11 protein-coding genes are annotated in these 15,709 nt (G+C 74.6%); 6 read left to right on the forward strand and 5 right to left on the reverse strand.

Going from position 1 to position 15,709, the window contains the following annotated elements; all coding sequences use genetic code 11:
• Window positions 1-972 carry a 2,3-diaminopropionate biosynthesis protein SbnA gene (sbnA, locus tag AC067J_RS15460; protein WP_478299340.1) on the reverse strand — a complete coding sequence of 324 codons (972 nt, stop codon included), beginning with the start codon at window positions 970-972 and terminating at the stop codon, window positions 1-3.
• Window positions 973-1,218: 246 nt separating this feature from the next.
• On the opposite strand from sbnA, the gene AC067J_RS15465 reads away from it, so the two are divergent.
• Window positions 1,219-2,910, forward strand: a complete 1,692-nt coding sequence (locus AC067J_RS15465) for a condensation domain-containing protein (protein ID WP_478299341.1) — start codon at window positions 1,219-1,221, stop codon at window positions 2,908-2,910.
• Window positions 2,911-3,079: 169 nt separating this feature from the next.
• Entirely contained in the window at window positions 3,080-4,003 is a 924-nt protein-coding gene (locus AC067J_RS15470) for an aminoacyl--tRNA ligase-related protein (protein WP_478299343.1), read from the forward strand.
• Window positions 4,004-4,280: 277 nt separating this feature from the next.
• On the opposite strand, the gene AC067J_RS15475 is transcribed toward AC067J_RS15470, so the two are convergent.
• The 4 genes from AC067J_RS15475 to AC067J_RS15490 all read right to left on the reverse strand — a co-directional run bounded on the left by AC067J_RS15475 (window position 4,281) and on the right by AC067J_RS15490 (window position 10,948).
• A complete protein-coding gene (locus AC067J_RS15475; protein ID WP_478299345.1) occupies window positions 4,281-5,618 on the reverse strand; it encodes a helix-turn-helix domain-containing protein in 1,338 nt (445 codons plus the stop codon).
• Entirely contained in the window at window positions 5,615-7,405 is a 1,791-nt protein-coding gene (locus tag AC067J_RS15480) for an ABC transporter ATP-binding protein (RefSeq protein ID WP_478299347.1), read from the reverse strand. The genes AC067J_RS15475 and AC067J_RS15480 overlap by 4 nt, the downstream gene beginning before the upstream one ends.
• Window positions 7,398-9,317 carry an ABC transporter ATP-binding protein gene (locus AC067J_RS15485; protein ID WP_478299349.1) on the reverse strand — a complete coding sequence of 640 codons (1,920 nt, stop codon included), beginning with the start codon at window positions 9,315-9,317 and terminating at the stop codon, window positions 7,398-7,400. The genes AC067J_RS15480 and AC067J_RS15485 overlap by 8 nt, the downstream gene beginning before the upstream one ends.
• Window positions 9,318-9,952: 635 nt before the next feature.
• Window positions 9,953-10,948: a TauD/TfdA family dioxygenase gene (locus AC067J_RS15490; RefSeq protein WP_478299350.1), complete on the reverse strand. Its 996-nt coding sequence runs from the start codon at window positions 10,946-10,948 to the stop codon at window positions 9,953-9,955.
• Between the two features lie 243 nt (window positions 10,949-11,191).
• On the opposite strand from AC067J_RS15490, the gene AC067J_RS15495 reads away from it, so the two are divergent.
• The 4 genes from AC067J_RS15495 to AC067J_RS15510 all read left to right on the forward strand — a co-directional run bounded on the left by AC067J_RS15495 (window position 11,192) and on the right by AC067J_RS15510 (window position 15,709).
• Window positions 11,192-12,346 carry a thioesterase domain-containing protein gene (locus AC067J_RS15495; protein ID WP_478299352.1) on the forward strand — a complete coding sequence of 385 codons (1,155 nt, stop codon included), beginning with the start codon at window positions 11,192-11,194 and terminating at the stop codon, window positions 12,344-12,346.
• Window positions 12,343-13,119: a thioesterase II family protein gene (locus AC067J_RS15500; RefSeq protein ID WP_478299354.1), complete on the forward strand. Its 777-nt coding sequence runs from the start codon at window positions 12,343-12,345 to the stop codon at window positions 13,117-13,119. Before AC067J_RS15495 ends, AC067J_RS15500 begins: the two co-directional genes overlap by 4 nt.
• Window positions 13,116-15,407: an amino acid adenylation domain-containing protein gene (locus AC067J_RS15505; protein ID WP_478299356.1), complete on the forward strand. Its 2,292-nt coding sequence runs from the start codon at window positions 13,116-13,118 to the stop codon at window positions 15,405-15,407. The genes AC067J_RS15500 and AC067J_RS15505 overlap by 4 nt, the downstream gene beginning before the upstream one ends.
• 80 nt (window positions 15,408-15,487) lie before the next feature.
• Window positions 15,488-15,709 carry an MbtH family protein gene (locus AC067J_RS15510; protein WP_478299358.1) on the forward strand — a complete coding sequence of 74 codons (222 nt, stop codon included), beginning with the start codon at window positions 15,488-15,490 and terminating at the stop codon, window positions 15,707-15,709.

Below are 15,709 nucleotides of genomic sequence, written 5' to 3' on the forward strand. Positions count from 1 at the left end.
TCAGTTCCTCACCGTCGTCAGCTCGGACAGGTCGTCGGCCGGGTCGTCGAGGCAGTCCGGCCCGTACCTGGCGGTCACCCAGGCGTCGTCGTAGATGGTGCGCGCGTAGCGGTCGCCGAGGTCCGGCGAGATCGCCACCACGCGCGAGCCCTCGGGCAGCCCGGGCGCCCGCCGCAGCACCGCCCGCACCACCGAGCCGGTCGAACCGCCGCCGAACAGCCCGTACCGCCTGGCCAGCCAGCGGCAGGTCCGGACGGTCTCCGCCTCGGAGACCAGGACCACGTCGTCGACGAGCTCCGGGCGGAGGATCTCCGGCCGGCGGCTCGTTCCGATCCCGGGAATGTGGCGCGGCGCGGAGGGGCCGTCGAAGTTGACCGAGCCGACCGCGTCCACCGCGATGATCCGGGTGCCCGGCGAGTGCAGCCGGAAGTGCTGGATGCAGCCCATCAGGGTGCCGGAGGTGCCGGTGCCGACGAACAGGTAGTCGACGTCCGGGATCTCGGCGGTGATCGCCGCGGCCGTGCACCGGTCGTGGACGGCCCAGTTCGCCGGGTTCGCGTACTGGTTGAGCCAGACGAGCCCCGGGTCCACCGCCAGCCGCTCGTGGATGTAGGCGATCCGGCCGCCCAGGTAGCCGCCGCCGGGGTCCGGCCGGTCGACCTCGACCACCTCGGCCCCGAGGGCCCGGATGATCTCGACGCTCAGCGACGGGGTGTTGGGGTCGGTGACGCAGAGGAAGCGGTACCCCTTGGCGGCGGACACCATCGCCAGGGCGATGCCGAGGCTGCCGGAGGAGGACTCGATGAGGCTGCACCCGGCCCGGACGACCCCGCGCCGTTCGGCGTCCTCGACCATGCTCAGCGCGGTCTTCAGCTTGATCGACCCGGCGGGATTGAGACCCTCTATCTTCAGATGGAGATCGATGTTCTCGGCCGCGCCGGCGAGATGCAGGAAGACATTGTCCTGGATCATCTCGTACGCGTTTTCATAGATCAATGCTCGTCAACCCCCAATCGGATAATTCAAGGCCGGCCGGTGAATTCGCCTGTCGCCCATTTCCCGCCGCTGCGGGCGGCCCGTTCACCACGGGCAGCACGACCAAAGCGTAGGAGCCGCCCCGATGGCGGGACAGGCAACTGCCCGGCAGCTTCCGACAGGCAGGAAAGTTGCCGTTCCGATTCCTTGTCGCGCACCGCGGGACCGTGCCGTACTTGAGCCATGATTCCGAGGAATTCCACGCTCGCGGCCGGCGGAGAGCTGACCCTCGGCCAGGAAGCGCTCTGGCTGATCCAGAATCTCGAACCGGACAGCGCCGCCTACAACGTCACCGCGGCCCTGAGCCTGGACTTCCCGGTGGACGCCGCGGTCCTGGAGTCGGCCGTCCGCGCGACGGTCTCGGGCCACCGCCTGCTCGACTCGGTGTTCCGCAGCGACGCGGTCGGCCGGGTCCGCCGCCACCCCGGAGCGGCCGCGCGGGCGGCCGCCCTCCTGGAGGTGCACGACCTCGACCTCGAAGGGGAGGAACTGCGGGACTTCGCACGGGAACTGGCACGCCGCCCGTTCCGGCTCGACCGCGAGCCACCGGTCCGGGCCGCCCTGCTGCGCCCCCGCGGCGGCCCCGACGTCCTGCTGACCGCGGCCCACCACATCGTCGCCGACAACGTCTCCCAGCTGCTGATCTGCCGTGAGATCCTCTCGCACTACGCGGCCCTCACGGCGGGCACCGGACACACCGGACAGGACGACGGCGCCGCGTTCGAGGAGTTCGCGCGGCGCCAGCGCGCGTACCTGGAGTCGCCGCGGGCGGACCGGGCGAAGGCGTACTGGCAGCGCGAACTCGACGGCGTGGCCCGGCACGCGGCGCTGCCCGCCGACCGGCCGAGACCCGCCGTCTACCGGTCCGAGGGCGCGGAGACCGACCTCGTCCTGCCGCCCGACCTGGTGGCCGGCCTGGGCGAGGCGGTGGCGGCGCGGAACGTGACCGCGTTCGCCTTCCTGGTCTCGGTCTTCGAGGTCCTCCTCTACCGGTTCGGCGGGCAGACCGACTTCCTCCTCGGCTACCCGGTGACCCAGCGGCACGGCGAGGAACTGCGGGAGGCGATCGGCTACTTCGTCAACACCCTCCCGCTGAGGGCGCGGCTCGACCCCGACGACTCCTTCGACGCCGTCCTGCGCGGCACCGTCGCCGGGCTGTGGCGGGGCCTGATGCACCGCGACTACCCGTTCGCCCTGCTGCCCCGGCTCGCCGACCTGCCGCGCGACCCCGGCCGGCCCGGGCTCGTCCCGGTCCTGTTCGTCCTCAACGAGCCCGACGAGGCGGACCCGATCGCGGCCGCGCTCGAACCGGGCCGGTACGTCGAGCACGCCGGGCTCCGCGGCGCGGAGTACTACCTGCCGCAGCAGCAGGGCCAGTTCGAGCTGACCCTCCAGGTGACCCGACGGGCCGCCACCGTGCAGGCGAAGCTCAAGTACAACACCTCCCTGTTCACCGAGCGCACCGCCCGGCAGCTGGCCGAGGACTACCTGGCCCTGCTGCGCTCGGCCGTCGCCGGCACCCTCCCGACCGCCCTGCGCGAGCTGCGCGGCCGGCCCGAGGACCGGCAGCAGCAGTCACCGACCCCCGGAAGCGAGAGTGGAACGATGAAGAGCACGAGCACCGGCACCGGACGTGCCGAACGCGTCGCGCAGATCCGTGACGTCGCCGTCGCGGTGTTCTCCGTGGCACCCGAGGCGGTCGAGGCGGCCGACTCCTTCGAGGCCGACCTGGGCATCGACTCCCTGCTCGCCGTCGAGTTCACCGTCGAGCTGGAGAAGGCCTTCGGCGTCGCCCTCCACGTGAACGAGATCCCCGAGCTGATGGCCGGCCTGGACCGCGCCTACGAGGTGATCGCCGGCAAGGCCGGCTGGTAGGCGCGGCGCCGCCCCGGACTCCCCGTACCGCCCCGGACTCCCCGTACCGCTCCGGGCTCCCGCACCACCTGGCACCCCGGGTCACCCCGTAGCGCCTCGCACCACGCCACCCCGCATTCCGCACACCACCCCGCATTCCGCGCATTCCCAGAGGAGCGTGACTCTCACGATGGCAACCACGACCGCCGGGCACGGGCTCGGCGCACCCGGCACCGACGACCCGGACGGCGGAGCACCGGGCCGGCTGGAGCAGCTGACCGCGGCCGGCTGGGTGCTGCCCACCGGGATACCCGGACTGCTGGGCTTCACCGCGAAGTTCGAGTCGGTGCTGACCCGGCTCCAGGCGGAGCTGACCGCCGTCGACCCCTCCGCCTCGCCGGGCCCGGCCTGGTACGCGCCGGTCGTCCCGCGCGCGAACATCGACCGCGCCGAGTACGCCGAGAACTTCCCGCAGCTGCTGGGCACCGTGCACGCCCTGCGGGTCGGCGAGGCCCCCGAGGGCCGGGCCGCCGCGGCCCCGGCGCCCGGCGAGCGGTCGGAGACCGACGTGGTGCTGGCGCCGGCCGTCTGCTACAGCGTCTACCCGCAGATCGCGGACGGCACCATCGAGGAGGCGCGCTTCTTCGACGCCGTCGGCCACTGCTACCGCCACGAGGCGACCAGCGAGTACGGCCGCTTCCGGGCGTTCCGGATGCGGGAGTTCGTCGTGGTCGCCGGCCAGGACGAGGCCTGGGAGTGGCGGGACGCCTGGATCGCCCGCTGCGAGGCGCTGTTCGCGCGGCTCGGTCTGAAGGTCTCCGTCCAGGCCGCCAGCGACCCGTTCTTCGGCCCCGGCGACCGGTTCATGCGCTCCAGCCAGCTCCAGCAGAACCTCAAGTACGAGTTCCACGCCCCGGTCCACGACACCGACCCGGGCACCGCGATCGCCTCCGCCAACTGCCACAAGGAGCACCTGGGCGAGCGGTTCGCGATCGACTTCGCGGGGGAGGGCCCGGCGCACAGCTCCTGCATGGCCTTCGGCCTGGAGCGCACCATCTCCGCGCTGATCCACGCGCACGGCGACAACCTCGACGACTGGCCCGACTTCGGCTGAGCCGGTACCGAACGGGGCCCGGTGGTTCCGGCGGCGTACCGCCGGAACCACCGGGCCCCGGTGCAGCATTCGGGCTCCTGCGGATCCGGGCTCCCCGAGGAGGGCCCGGGGAGAGACCGGTCCCGAAGCGGGCCGGCCCCGAGGGTGTGGCGCCCGGGCAGAGGTCCGGCCCGGGCGGAGGCCGGGTCCGGACAGCGGTCGGGCCCGGGGGGAGGGAGGCCGGGCCCGAGGGAGGAGGGCAGGCCCGGGGGAGAACAGGTCGGGCCCGGGGGAGGGCTCAGGCCCGCCCGCCGCGCTGCAGCACCTCGGCGACGAAGGGGGCCAGCCGGTAGTGGTAGTGGAGGACCGGCTCGGGCAGCAGCAGCGAGGTGTCCAGCAGGTCCGAGACCAGGGTGAGCGGGTTCGGTGAGGTGCCGCGCCCCAGCCGGTCGTACTCGGCGGTGACCTCGTCGAGGACGAACCGGCGCGCGGGCAGGGCCGCGATCCGCTCCAGCAGGACCCGGTGGTCGTCGCTGAGCAGGTCGATGCTCCACCGGATGGAGTCGGTCACCGACCGCTGGTGGCGCAGCAGCGCGTGGTCGTTGGACCAGAGCATCTCCGGCGTGGGCCCGTACGAGAGCATCAGCCGGATCGGGACGGCCCGCAGGCACTCGGCGGCGAACTCGATGTAGCGCGGCAGGCCGCCGAGCCGCCGGCACAGCTCGGCGATGAGCGGGAGGTCCTTCTCCAGCTCCGCGGCGGCCCGGGACTCCGTCCCGACGTGTCGCAGGAACAGTTCCACGGCCGGCGCGGCGGAGAGCGGCTCGCCGGGCGCCTGCTCCAGCGGCAGCGGCTGGATCTCCCGGTTGGCGCCGAGCCGTTCGGTGAGCCGGCGGCGCGCCGTGATCAGGATGTGCACGGCGGGGAAGGCGGTCTGGAGCTCCCGGGTGGCCGCCATGACGCCGGCCGGGATGTGCTCGGCGTTGTCCAGGACGAGCAGCACACTGGTCTCCGCCTCGATCCCGGCCGCGCTGCCCCCGCCCCCGCCCCCGCTCCCGGCGGGGACGGGGGCACCGCCGCGGCCCGTCGGGCGACCCCGGGACAGCTGCCGGCGCACCCGGGACAGGACCTCGGCGGTCTGCGCCTCGCCGGCGCGCTCGGCCCTGATGTCGCCGAGTTCGACGACCTCCACGCCGTCCCGGAAGAAGTGGCCGACCTGGGCGGCCACGCTCAGCGCCATCCGGGTCTTGCCGACCCCGCCCGGTCCGAGGAACGTGGTCAGCCGGTTGGCCCGGACCGTGTTCGCGAGCTGCTGCTGCACCGAGGGGCTGCCGACCGGGGCCGGGTTCGACCCCGGCATGCCCCGCCACCCGGCGTGGTCCTGGCCCTCGGTGCCCGTCCGCTGTTCGTCGGCCACGCCGAGCGCGTTCACCAGCAGGTCCACCGAGGAGCGGCGCGGGTTCTGCACCCGGCCGAGCTCCAGGTTCCTGATGGTGCGCACGCTCAGGCCGGAGTACTCCGCGAGCTCCTCCTGGGTCCAGCCGCGCTGGATCCGCAGCGCCGCGATCAGCCGGGAGTCCCACGCCGGGAGCGGGCCGCCCAGCAGCGTGCGTTCGTGGGTGTATTCGAGTGTCATCGGTACCCCCGGGATTGAAGTTCGAACAGCTCGGCGTAGAGCCCGCCCCGGTCCATCAGCTCCCGGTGGCTGCCCTGTTCCCTGACCTTTCCGCCGTCGAGCACGATGATCAGGTCGGCCATGCCCACGGTCGAGAACCGGTGGGAGACCAGGAGGGTGACGGTGCTCCGCTGCCGGCCGGCCCGTGCGGCGGCGGCGAAGCGTTCGAACAGCGCGTTCTCGGTGTGGGCGTCCAGCGCGGCGGTCGGCTCGTCGAACACGGCGATCAGCGGCTCGGTCCGCATCAGCCCGCGGCCCAGCGCGAGCCGCTGCCACTGGCCGCCGGACAGCTCCGCCCCGCCGTCCCAGCGGGTGCCGAGCCGGGTGTCCAGCCCCTGCGGCAGGCCCTCGACGACGCCCGTGGCGTCGGCCCGTTCCAGTGCCGCGCCCACGGCCTGCCGGTCCCCGATCCGCGGCAGGTCGCCGACCCCGACCGTCTCCAGGACGGGGAACTCCAGCTTGGCGTAGTCCTGGAACGCGGCCGCGCACCGCGCCCGCCACTCGGCGGTGTCGCAGTCGGCGAGGTCCACGCCGTCCACCAGGATCCGCCCGGAGCCGGGCCGGTAGAAGCCGCACAGCAGTTTGATCAGCGTCGTCTTTCCCGCGCCGTTGTCCCCGACCAGGGCGACCACCGCGCCCGGCGGCAGCCGCAGGCTGACCCCGTCGAGCACGCCGCGGCCCTGCTCCGAGCCCGGGTAGGCGAAGCCGACGTCCTGCAGCTCGATGCCGCGGCCCAGGGTGGCCGGCAGCGGGGTCGGCTCGGCGGGGGAGCGCCGCTCGCCGGCCACGTAGTCCTGGAGCCAGACCAGGCGCTGGCCGACCCGGAGCACCACCAGGAAGTAGGTGCCGTACCGCACCGCCGTGCCGACGGTGGCGCTCAGCTGGGCGGCCAGGCCGAGCACCAGCACGACGTCGCCGGCCGTGGCGTGGCCGCGGACCGCGAGGACCAGGGCGAGCGAGACGGCGCCGATGTACCCGGCCGCGGAGATCAGCGCGTCCAGCGACTGCAGGCCGGCGCCCTTCCAGGTGGCCCGGTTGCGCTCGCCGACGACGGCCCCCGAGGTCCGGTGGTGGCGCCCGCCCAGCAGGCCCGTCAGGCCGTAGACGCGCAGCTCGCCGGCCGCGTTCGTGGAGGTGCCCAGCTCGAACAGGTGGGCCCGCAGCCGCTCGCGCTCGCTGGTCGCCTCCTGCGCCCGGACCGTCAGGTCGCGGCTCCGCTTGCCGAGCCAGAACGACACCACGGTGAGCACGGGGAGGCAGAGCAGCAGCGGGTCGACGCCCGCCAGCAGGATCGCGGTGACGGTCAGGGTCGCCCCGACCCGCAGCACGCCGGCGGTCGCGTTCACCATGCCGGACAGCTGGAACTGCTGCTCCCGGATCCGCTGCACCTGGTCGAGGTACTCGGGGTACTCGTAGTGGGCCAGGCCCTCGGCCCCGCCGATCAGCCGCATCAGCCGCCGGCTGGCCACGGCCGTGGCGCGCTCCTGGACGGTGAAGAGGCAGTGCACGTAGTAGAAGACCGAGGTCAGGGCGGCCGCGACGGTGATGCCGAGCATCACGGCCGCGCCGAGCCCCAGCCCGACGTCCTCGGAGACCGCCGCGTCCACGATCATCTTGGCGCCGAGGCCGCCGATCGGGACGGAGATCTCGAAGACGATGCCGGTGAGGAACTGCATCGCCGCGTGCCACGGGGCCGCGCCGAATCCGATCCGCATCAGCTCCCGGAACGCCTGGAATGACTTACGCATGTCCCGCCTCCGCTGCGGTCCGGAGTTCGATGCCCGTCTCCGCGCCCTGTTCGGGGTCGGCGAAGCGGGCCGCCTGGATGTCGAACATCGCCGCGTAGCGGCCGCGCCGGGCCAGGAGTTCCTCGTGGGTGCCGTCCTCGGCGACGACCCCGTCGTCGAGGACGATGATCCGCTCCGCGCACCGGACGGTGGAGAAGCGGTGCGAGATCAGGATCGTGGTCAGCCCGGCGGTGAGTTCGAGGAACCGCTCGTAGATCTCCGCCTCGGCCCGGACGTCGAGCGCCGCGGTCGGCTCGTCCAGGATCAGCACGCGGGCGCCGGCGTCGACGGCGAACATGGCCCGGGCCAGGGCGATCCGCTGCCACTGCCCGCCGGAGAGGTCGGTGCCCCCGGTGTACTCGGGCGAGAGCACGGTGTCCCAGCCGTTCGGGAGCCCCTCGATCAGGGCGAGCGCACCCGCGCGCTCCGCGGCCGCGCGCAGCCGGTCCCGGTCGCCGGCGTACCGCGGCGCCCCCATGCCGATGTTCTCCGCCGCCGTCAGGTGGTAGCGGGCGTAGTCCTGGAACAGCACGCCGATCCGGCTGCGCCAGACCGCGGTGTCCAGCTCCGTCAGTTCCTGCCCGTCGATCCGGATGCTGCCCCCGGTCGGCGTGTGCAGCCCGCAGAGCAGCTTGACCAGCGAGCTCTTCCCGGCGCCGTTGTCGCCCACGATGGCCAGCGAGCGGCCGGCGGCGATGTCGAGGTCGACCCCGCGCAGCGCCTCCCGTTCCGTCCCGGGGTAGCGGAACCGGACCCCGGAGAAGCTGATCCGGTCGGCGGGGAAGGCGGCGGGCAGCTCCGCGCGCCGCGGCTCGGCGGCGTCGGGGGAGCCGGAGAGCCGCTCGTCCAGACCCAGGACCTGGGGGACGGCGGCCCCGGCGAACGAGAGGTAGGCGTTGTTGTCGTCGAACGCCGTGTAGTTGTTGGCCAGCGCCAGGGCCTGGGTGAAGACGGCGACGCTGCCGAGGCCGATGTGGTGGTGCACCGCGGCCCACGCCAGCACGCCGTACGAGAGCAGGTTGACGAGCGCGATCGTGCCGGTGGCGCCGAGCACCACGCGCGGGCGCGGCTTGCGCTCGCGCCAGACCGGTTCGGTCGCCTCCTGCCAGGACGCGGCGAACCGTTCGAGCAGCCAGTCCAGCAGGCCCCAGAGCCGGACCTCCTTGGCGGCGGGCCGGGTGAGCACGAGGTCCCGCAGGTACTCGGCCTGGCGCAGCAGGGCGCTGCGGCCGAAGCCGACCCGGCCGACCCGGAAGTACTCGCGCTGCATGAAGTGCACGACCAGCGGCCAGGTCACCAGCCACATCAGGCCCACCCACCACTGGAAGGCCAGCAGCGCGACCGCCGCGGCCACGGCGCGCAGCCAGGCCGGCAGCACCACCATGAGGGCGGCCACCGCCTGGCTCGGCCGGTCGGTCTCGGCCATCCCGAGGCCGCGGACGACCCGCAGGGTGTCCAGGACGTGCGGGTCGGTCAGGTGGGCGGTGCCCTCCGGCCGCCCCACGGCCGCCATGACCCGCTGCTGCAGCTCCCGGTCGACCTCGCGTCCCAGGGTCTCGCCGAGCGCGGTGAGCAGCGGCGCGAGGGTCTGCTGGAGCAGGACCAGCCCCCCGGAGACGGCCAGCAGGACGAAGGTGTGGTTTCCGGCGGGGGAGGAGAGGCCGGTGTCGAGGGTCGCGCCGATCGAACCGATGAGCAGACCGGTCACCACGGCGACCGCCACCGGAAGCACCGCGGCCACCAGCACGCCGAACGCCCCCAGCACCGCCTTGGTCCGGTTGACCCGGGGCAGCAGGCGCAGGAGGTTGAGGATCCCGTGGAGGGTCGGCGAGAGCCTGGGCCTTCGTTTCAGGGGGATGCGCAGGAGGGCCATGGGGTGAGCACTCTTCCTGTCTGTCGACGGTCGCGTGGCTGGCGGAGGAGCCGGTTCAGGAGGGCCGAACAGGTCGGGAGCCCGGCGGGGCCGGGGCCGGGGGTGCGAGGCCGGGTCCGCGGCTCCCTCGCCGCGGCGGGTCACGACGGCTCGCCGTGGGTCACGACGGGTCGCCGCGGTTCGGTACGGACTGCTGCGGGTCGCGACGGGGGTGATGCGGGTACTGCGGGGCGCTGCGGGTACTGAGGGGCGCTGTGCGTGCGACGGGTCACGGTGACGTGGCGGTGCGGCGCCCCGGGCGGTCGTCAGGGAGACCGGCGGGGCGCCGCGCCGTCCGGTGCCGCGCCCGGGCCCGGCCGGTGGTGCGGCCGGGGTGGGTCCGGAGAGCGGCGACCGGTGTCCCGTCGGCGGTCCCGAACCTAGGAACGCCTGATTCGGAGGCGGTATGGGGGCGGTATGGAACGGCTATTCGCCGTGGTCGGAGGCGGTCCGGCGGTGGGCCGTGGTCCGTGTTCCGTGTGCCGTGGGCCGTGCGGCCCCGGCCGGTGGCGGGCTCCGGGCCGTCCCCGGCGGGAGCCCGGTACCGGCCGGGGACGGCCCCGACGGCCCCCGGGCTCGCCCGGGCGTCGGTGCCGTCAGGTCAGCACGGCCCCGTTGTCGGGCCGGTGCCGGCGGCTGCGGCGGTGGTCCAGGTGGACGAAGACGCGGTGCAGCCAGCGGTCGTTGCCGTCGTAGCGGGGCGAGAACGCGACCCGTCCGTGGACGACCAGCCGGTTGTCCACGAAGATCATGTCCCCGGGGCGGAGCACGACGTCGGACCGGACCTCGACGAGTGCTTCGCGCAGCTGCGCCAGGGACTTCTCGGCGCGCTCGTCCAGGGCCCGGGTGGCGTGGAAGTCGACGCAGATGTCCGGGTCCTCCGGTGCGCCGCCGAGCACGGGGTGCGGGCTGGAGAGCCCCGCCGCGTGGAAGGAGGGCGGCGCCTCGGTCATGAAGCGTGCCTCCCGCAGGACCGCCCCGGCCTCCTCGTCGAGCAGCGGCAGGGCGTGCCGGATCGAGGCGACCTGGGTGCCGACCTGGTCCTCGTGCGCGGGGCGCAGGCACAACAGCCCGACGTAGTCGGGGCGGTGGGGGTGGAAGGCGTTCTCGGTGTGGAACTCCAGCTGCACCGAGCCGCCGTTGCTCTGGGAGCCCGCGAGCGCGGGCACCGGGACGACGTTCTGGACGAGTGCGCCGAACTTCTCGTCGCGGTAGGCGATGACCGTCCCGAGCTCGCTGCCGAGCAGGACGGCCAGGGCGGCCGGGACCGTGGTCCGGCGCTCCACCGAGTCCGGCACGGTCGGGGTGGGCGGCAACGCCTCCGCGGACACCGGGAGGTTGCTGATCGTCAGGGTTCCCGCGGCGCCCGCGTCGTGCCGGAAGGTCCGGACCGCACGGCTCAGCCGGCCGGGCAGCCGGCAGCTCTCCGTACGGGCCGCGGCCTGCCAGCCGGGGTCGTCGACCAGCCCCGGGCCGGTGTGCGCCAGCTGCTGCGCCAGCGCCTCCAGTTCGGCCCGCTCGCCGCCGGTGAGTTCGAGTACGGAGGTGTCTCCGCGGTGGTCGGTATTGGTGCTCGCCATGGTTGAGGTCACGCTGGTTCTCCTCGTCGGAATACCCTTGAGGCGACCGGGGCCTGTCCTCTCGGATGAGAGTCGCCGCGGAATGCACAATCGCCGTGCGGCGACCGACGGCGATTCTTTCCCGGCACGTCGCACGGTCTCCAGGCAGCCAACCGGCAATTGGGGGCGGGTAACTTGCCTGCCGGATGCCTGTCCTGGGGCGGGCGCGGAAAGCAAGCTTTCCGGCAAGCTCGATCCAGGAGACGGAGCCTTGCCGTGCAGCCGAACTTTCGGACCCGAATACCTCCGCCCCCACCGGCGGACGCCCGCCGTGACGGCCGCGCCGGCGACGCGGCCCCGCTCGGCTGCCGCGCCGTCGAGCGCCTGCTGTGCGAGCTGTGGAGCGCGCACTTCGGGCACGGGGTCTCGCCGTACGACGACTTCTTCGACCTGGGCGGCGACTCGCTGGCGATCACCGCGATCGTCGCCGCCGCCCGGGAACGCGGCCTGAAGCTCCGGAGTTCGGCGGCGCTGCGCCACCCGACGCCCGCCCGGCTGGCCGAGCACCTGACGCTGGGCGGCGCCGCACCGCGCGGCACACCGGCCGTCCCGCCCGGTGTCCTCGCCCTCGATCCCGCGGCCGCCGCCGCGGTGTCCGCACCCGCCTGGACCGCCGCGGACACCCGGCCGGTGCCGATCGCCGAGGGCGACCCGGCCGGGCCGCTGTTCGTCGTGCACTCGGACCGGCACGCCCCGGCCGAGCGCGCGGCGGTCGCGCAGTGGACCGGCCGCGCCGCCCACGGCTACGCCCTCCCGGGTGCCCACGGCCCGGTCCCGCCGTTCGGGAGCGTCGGGGAGGTCGCGGAGCGGCTGCTCGCCGACCTCCGGGACCGCCGGCCGGACGGGCCCTACCGGCTGGCCGGCTTCGGCCACGGCGCGGTGGTCGCCTTCGAACTGGCCCGCCGGCTGCGCGGCGAGGGCGCCGAGGTCGCGCTGCTGGCCCTGGTCGGCCCGCCCGCCGGGCCGGTGCCCGGCGAACCGCCCGCCGCCCTCGACGAACTGCTCGGCCGGCGGCTGGCACTGCTCGCCGGGCGGTTCGGGCTCACCGGTGACGAGACCCTCGCCGAGATCCACGACCGGATCGGCGAGGAGGACTGGTACGGCGACGAGGTCCGGTCCGGGGACCTCCCCCGGCTCCAACTGGCCTGGGCCCGGCTCGACCTGGCCGTCCGGGCCTACGCGTACGAGCCGTACGACGGCCCGGCGGTGCTGTTCCTGGACGGCACGGACCCGCATCCGGCCGAGCGGGCGTGGGCGGACGCGGCCGAGCCGCCGGGCGTCCACCGGCTCGACCACGGGCTCGAATCCCCCCTGGCCGTCATCCGCGACCCGCAGGTGGCCGCCACGATGAGGAAGGCGCTCGACGTATGAACGGCGGTACCACCAGTGCAGCGGCGAACCGGGTGATCGCCCGGCTGAGGCCCCCCGAGCGGCCCGCGCTGCGAATCGTCTGCTTCCCGCACGTCGGCGCCGGCGCCGCCGCGTTCAAGCCCTGGCTCGACCACCTGCCGCCGGAGGCCGACCTCTGCGCGGTCCGGCCGCCCGGGCGCGAGAACCGGGTGCGGGAGGCGCTGCTCACCGACGGGCACGCCCTGATCGACGAACTCCTGCCGCAGCTCGCGCCGTTGCTCGACCTGCCGTACGTGGTGGTCGGCCACTGCTCCGGCAGCGTCCCGGCCACCGAGCTGGTGCGCCGGCTCGCCGCCGTCGGCGCGCCCCCGCCGGCCGAGCTGGTGGTCTCCTCCGCCGAGGGGCCGCGGGTGCGGACGGTCGAGGACCCGCCGCTGCACCGGCTGCCGCGCGCCGAGCTGCTGGCCCGGGTCGTCAAGTACGGCGGCATGGCCGAACAGGTCCTGGAAGACCAGGACCTGATGGCCATGTTCGAGCGCATCCTCCGGGCCGACTACCAGGTCGTCGAGACCCTGGAGTACACCCAGGGGCCGCCGCTGGAGGTGCCCGTCACCGTCGTCGGCGGCCGGCGTGACGAGTTCGTGAGCGCCCCGTCGATGGCGGCGTGGAGCACCGAGACGAGCCGCGAGTTCACCCTCCACCTGCTGGACGCGGGCCACTACATCCTGAACGACGCGGGCCCGCTGATCGGGCGGATCGCCCGGCGGCTGCTGGAACGGGAGGACGCGGCGTGAGCGCCGGAGACCTGAGGCTGCCCAGCGCGTGGCGCGCGGACCGGGCGGAGGCGACGGCCCACCGGGCCGAGGTCCGCTTCGACGACCTGGCCGAGGCCCTGGACGCGCTCGCCGCCGAGGCGGGCGCCGACCCGCTCGCCGTGCCGGCGGCGGCGCACGTGAAGGTCCTCAACTCCCTCGTGGAGGAAGCCGAGTTCAGCACCGACGTGCTCTGGGGCGGCGAGGGTGAGGGCGGCGGCGCGGGCGAGGGCGAGGGTGCCGAGGTGCGCGGCCCCGGCGTGCGCAGCCTCACCGTGCGACCGGGCGCCGCGCGGACCTGGCGGGACCTGGTCGGCCTGGTCGCGGCCGCCGTCCGTGCCCTGCCGCCGGCCGCCGTGCCGGAGGACGGGACCGCCCCGCTCACCGACCACGTGCTGTTCGCCGCCGACGCGGCGGACCTCGGCAAGCCGGACGAGCCGGGCGACCCGGCCCACCGCCACGGGCTGCGGGTCGGCGTCGACGGCCGGACCCTGGTCCTGCGGGCCGACGGCCACCTGTCCGCCGCCGACCTGGACCGGCTGGCCGTGATGTACCGGCGGGTCCTGGAGGCGATGGCCGCGGCGCCGGAGGGCGACGCGGTGGCCGCCGTCCTGCCGGACGGCGAACGGCACGCCGTGCTGCGCCGCTGGGCGCTCGGCCGGACCGTCCCGCGCGAACCCGTCGGCGTCCTCGAACTCTTCCGGCGGCAGGCGGCCCGGACACCCGACGCGCCCGCCGTCCGGGCCGACGGGAGGACGCTCGGCTACCGCGAACTCGACCTGCGCTCCAGCAGGGTGGCCCGCCACCTGCTCGCCCGCGGCGCGCGCCCCGGCATGCTGGTCGGCGTCTGCCTCCGGCACGGGGCGGACCTGCTGCCGACCCTCCTCGGGGTCTGGAAGACCGGCGCGGCCTACCTCCCGCTCGACCCGGACCTGCCCGCCCAGCGCCTGCGCGGGATGGTCGCCGCCGCCGGCTGTCCGCTGGTGGTCACCCGCTCCGAGCACCGCCCGCTGTTCGCCGGCCCCGAGGGGACCGACCGCCCCGACGGCCCTGCCGCGGCCGACCTTGACGGCCCCGACGGCACCGACGGCGCAGGTGCCGAAGGCCTCGACGACGGCGCGTTCGTCCTGCTGGACCGGGACCACGCGGTGATCGACAAGCTGCCGCCGGACCTCGTCGACACCCCCTCCGGCCCGGCCGACCTGGCGTACGTCATCTACACCTCCGGGTCGACCGGCGCGCCCAAGGGCGTCATGGTGCACCACGCCGGCCTCGCCAACTACGTGCTCTGGACGGCCCTGGAGTACGCCGCCCGGGGCACCGGCGGCTCGCCGCACTTCAGCTCGATCGGCTTCGACCTGGGCGTCCCGAGCCTCTACACGCCGCTGGTCGTCGGGCAGCGGGTGGACCTGCTGCCCGACCCGCTCGACCCGGCCGACCTCGGCGCGCTCCTCGTCGACGGCGCGCCCTACAGCTTCATCAAGATGACACCGGGCCACCTGAACCTGCTGAGCACCGACCTCGAACCCGAGGAGGCGCACGGCCTCTCCGGGCTGGTGATCGCCGCCGGTGACGCGTTCCCGACCGAACTCGCCCGCCGCTGGCACGAGTTGGCCGGCCCCGGCGGCACGCCGGTCGCCACCGAGTACGGCCCGACCGAGATCACCGTCGGCAACTCCGGGCAGATCATCACGGAGCTGCCGGCCGACGGCCTGGTCCCGCTCGGCCGCCCCATCCCCAACACCACGATGTACGTCCTCGACGACCGGCTCGAACCCGTCCCCGAGGGCGTCCCCGGCGAGGTCTACGTCGGCGGTGCCGGGGTGGCCCGGGGATACCTGGGAGCCCCCGCGCTCACCGCCGAGCGCTTCGTGCCCGACCCCTACGGGGCGCCGGGGGCACGGCTGTACCGCACCGGCGACCGGGGCCGCTGGCGCCGGGGCGAGCTGGAGTTCCTCGGCCGCACCGACCACCAGGTGAAGATCCGCGGGTACCGGGTGGAGCCGGGCGAGATCCGCGCCGTGCTGCAGCGGCGCCCCGAGATCGGCGAGGCCGTGGTGATCGCCGTCCCCGGGTCCTCCGGGGCCCCGCGGCTGGCCGCGTTCCTGGTGCCCGCCGAGGGCGCCGCCGTCGACGTCGCCCTGGTCCGGGCCGACCTGGCCGGGGACCTGCCCGCGTACATGGTGCCCGCCGAGTTCCGGGTCGTCGGCGGGATCCCGCTGACCGCCAACGGGAAGGTCGACACCCGCGCGCTGCAGGCAGGCCTCTGACCCGCGCGGAGTCGCGCCGCCGCCACCGGCCCGCGACCCGCCACCCCACGTACCCGAAGCACTCAGGAAAGCAGGATCCGGTGAGCGACACGGCTGCGGACAGGACGTACCAAGTAGTGGTCAACCAGGAGGAGCAGTACTCGATCTGGGACGCGGACCGCGAGCCGCCGGAGGGCTGGCGGGCCGCCGGCTTCTCCGGCGACCGGCGGCAGTGCCTGGCCCACATCACCGCGGTCTGGACGGACCTGCGTCCGCTCAGCGTCCGCGGCGGGCGGCCCGCCGCGCAGAGCGAGGCGAGGTAG

It is taken from the genome of Kitasatospora sp. NPDC042419 (genome assembly GCF_056437345.1).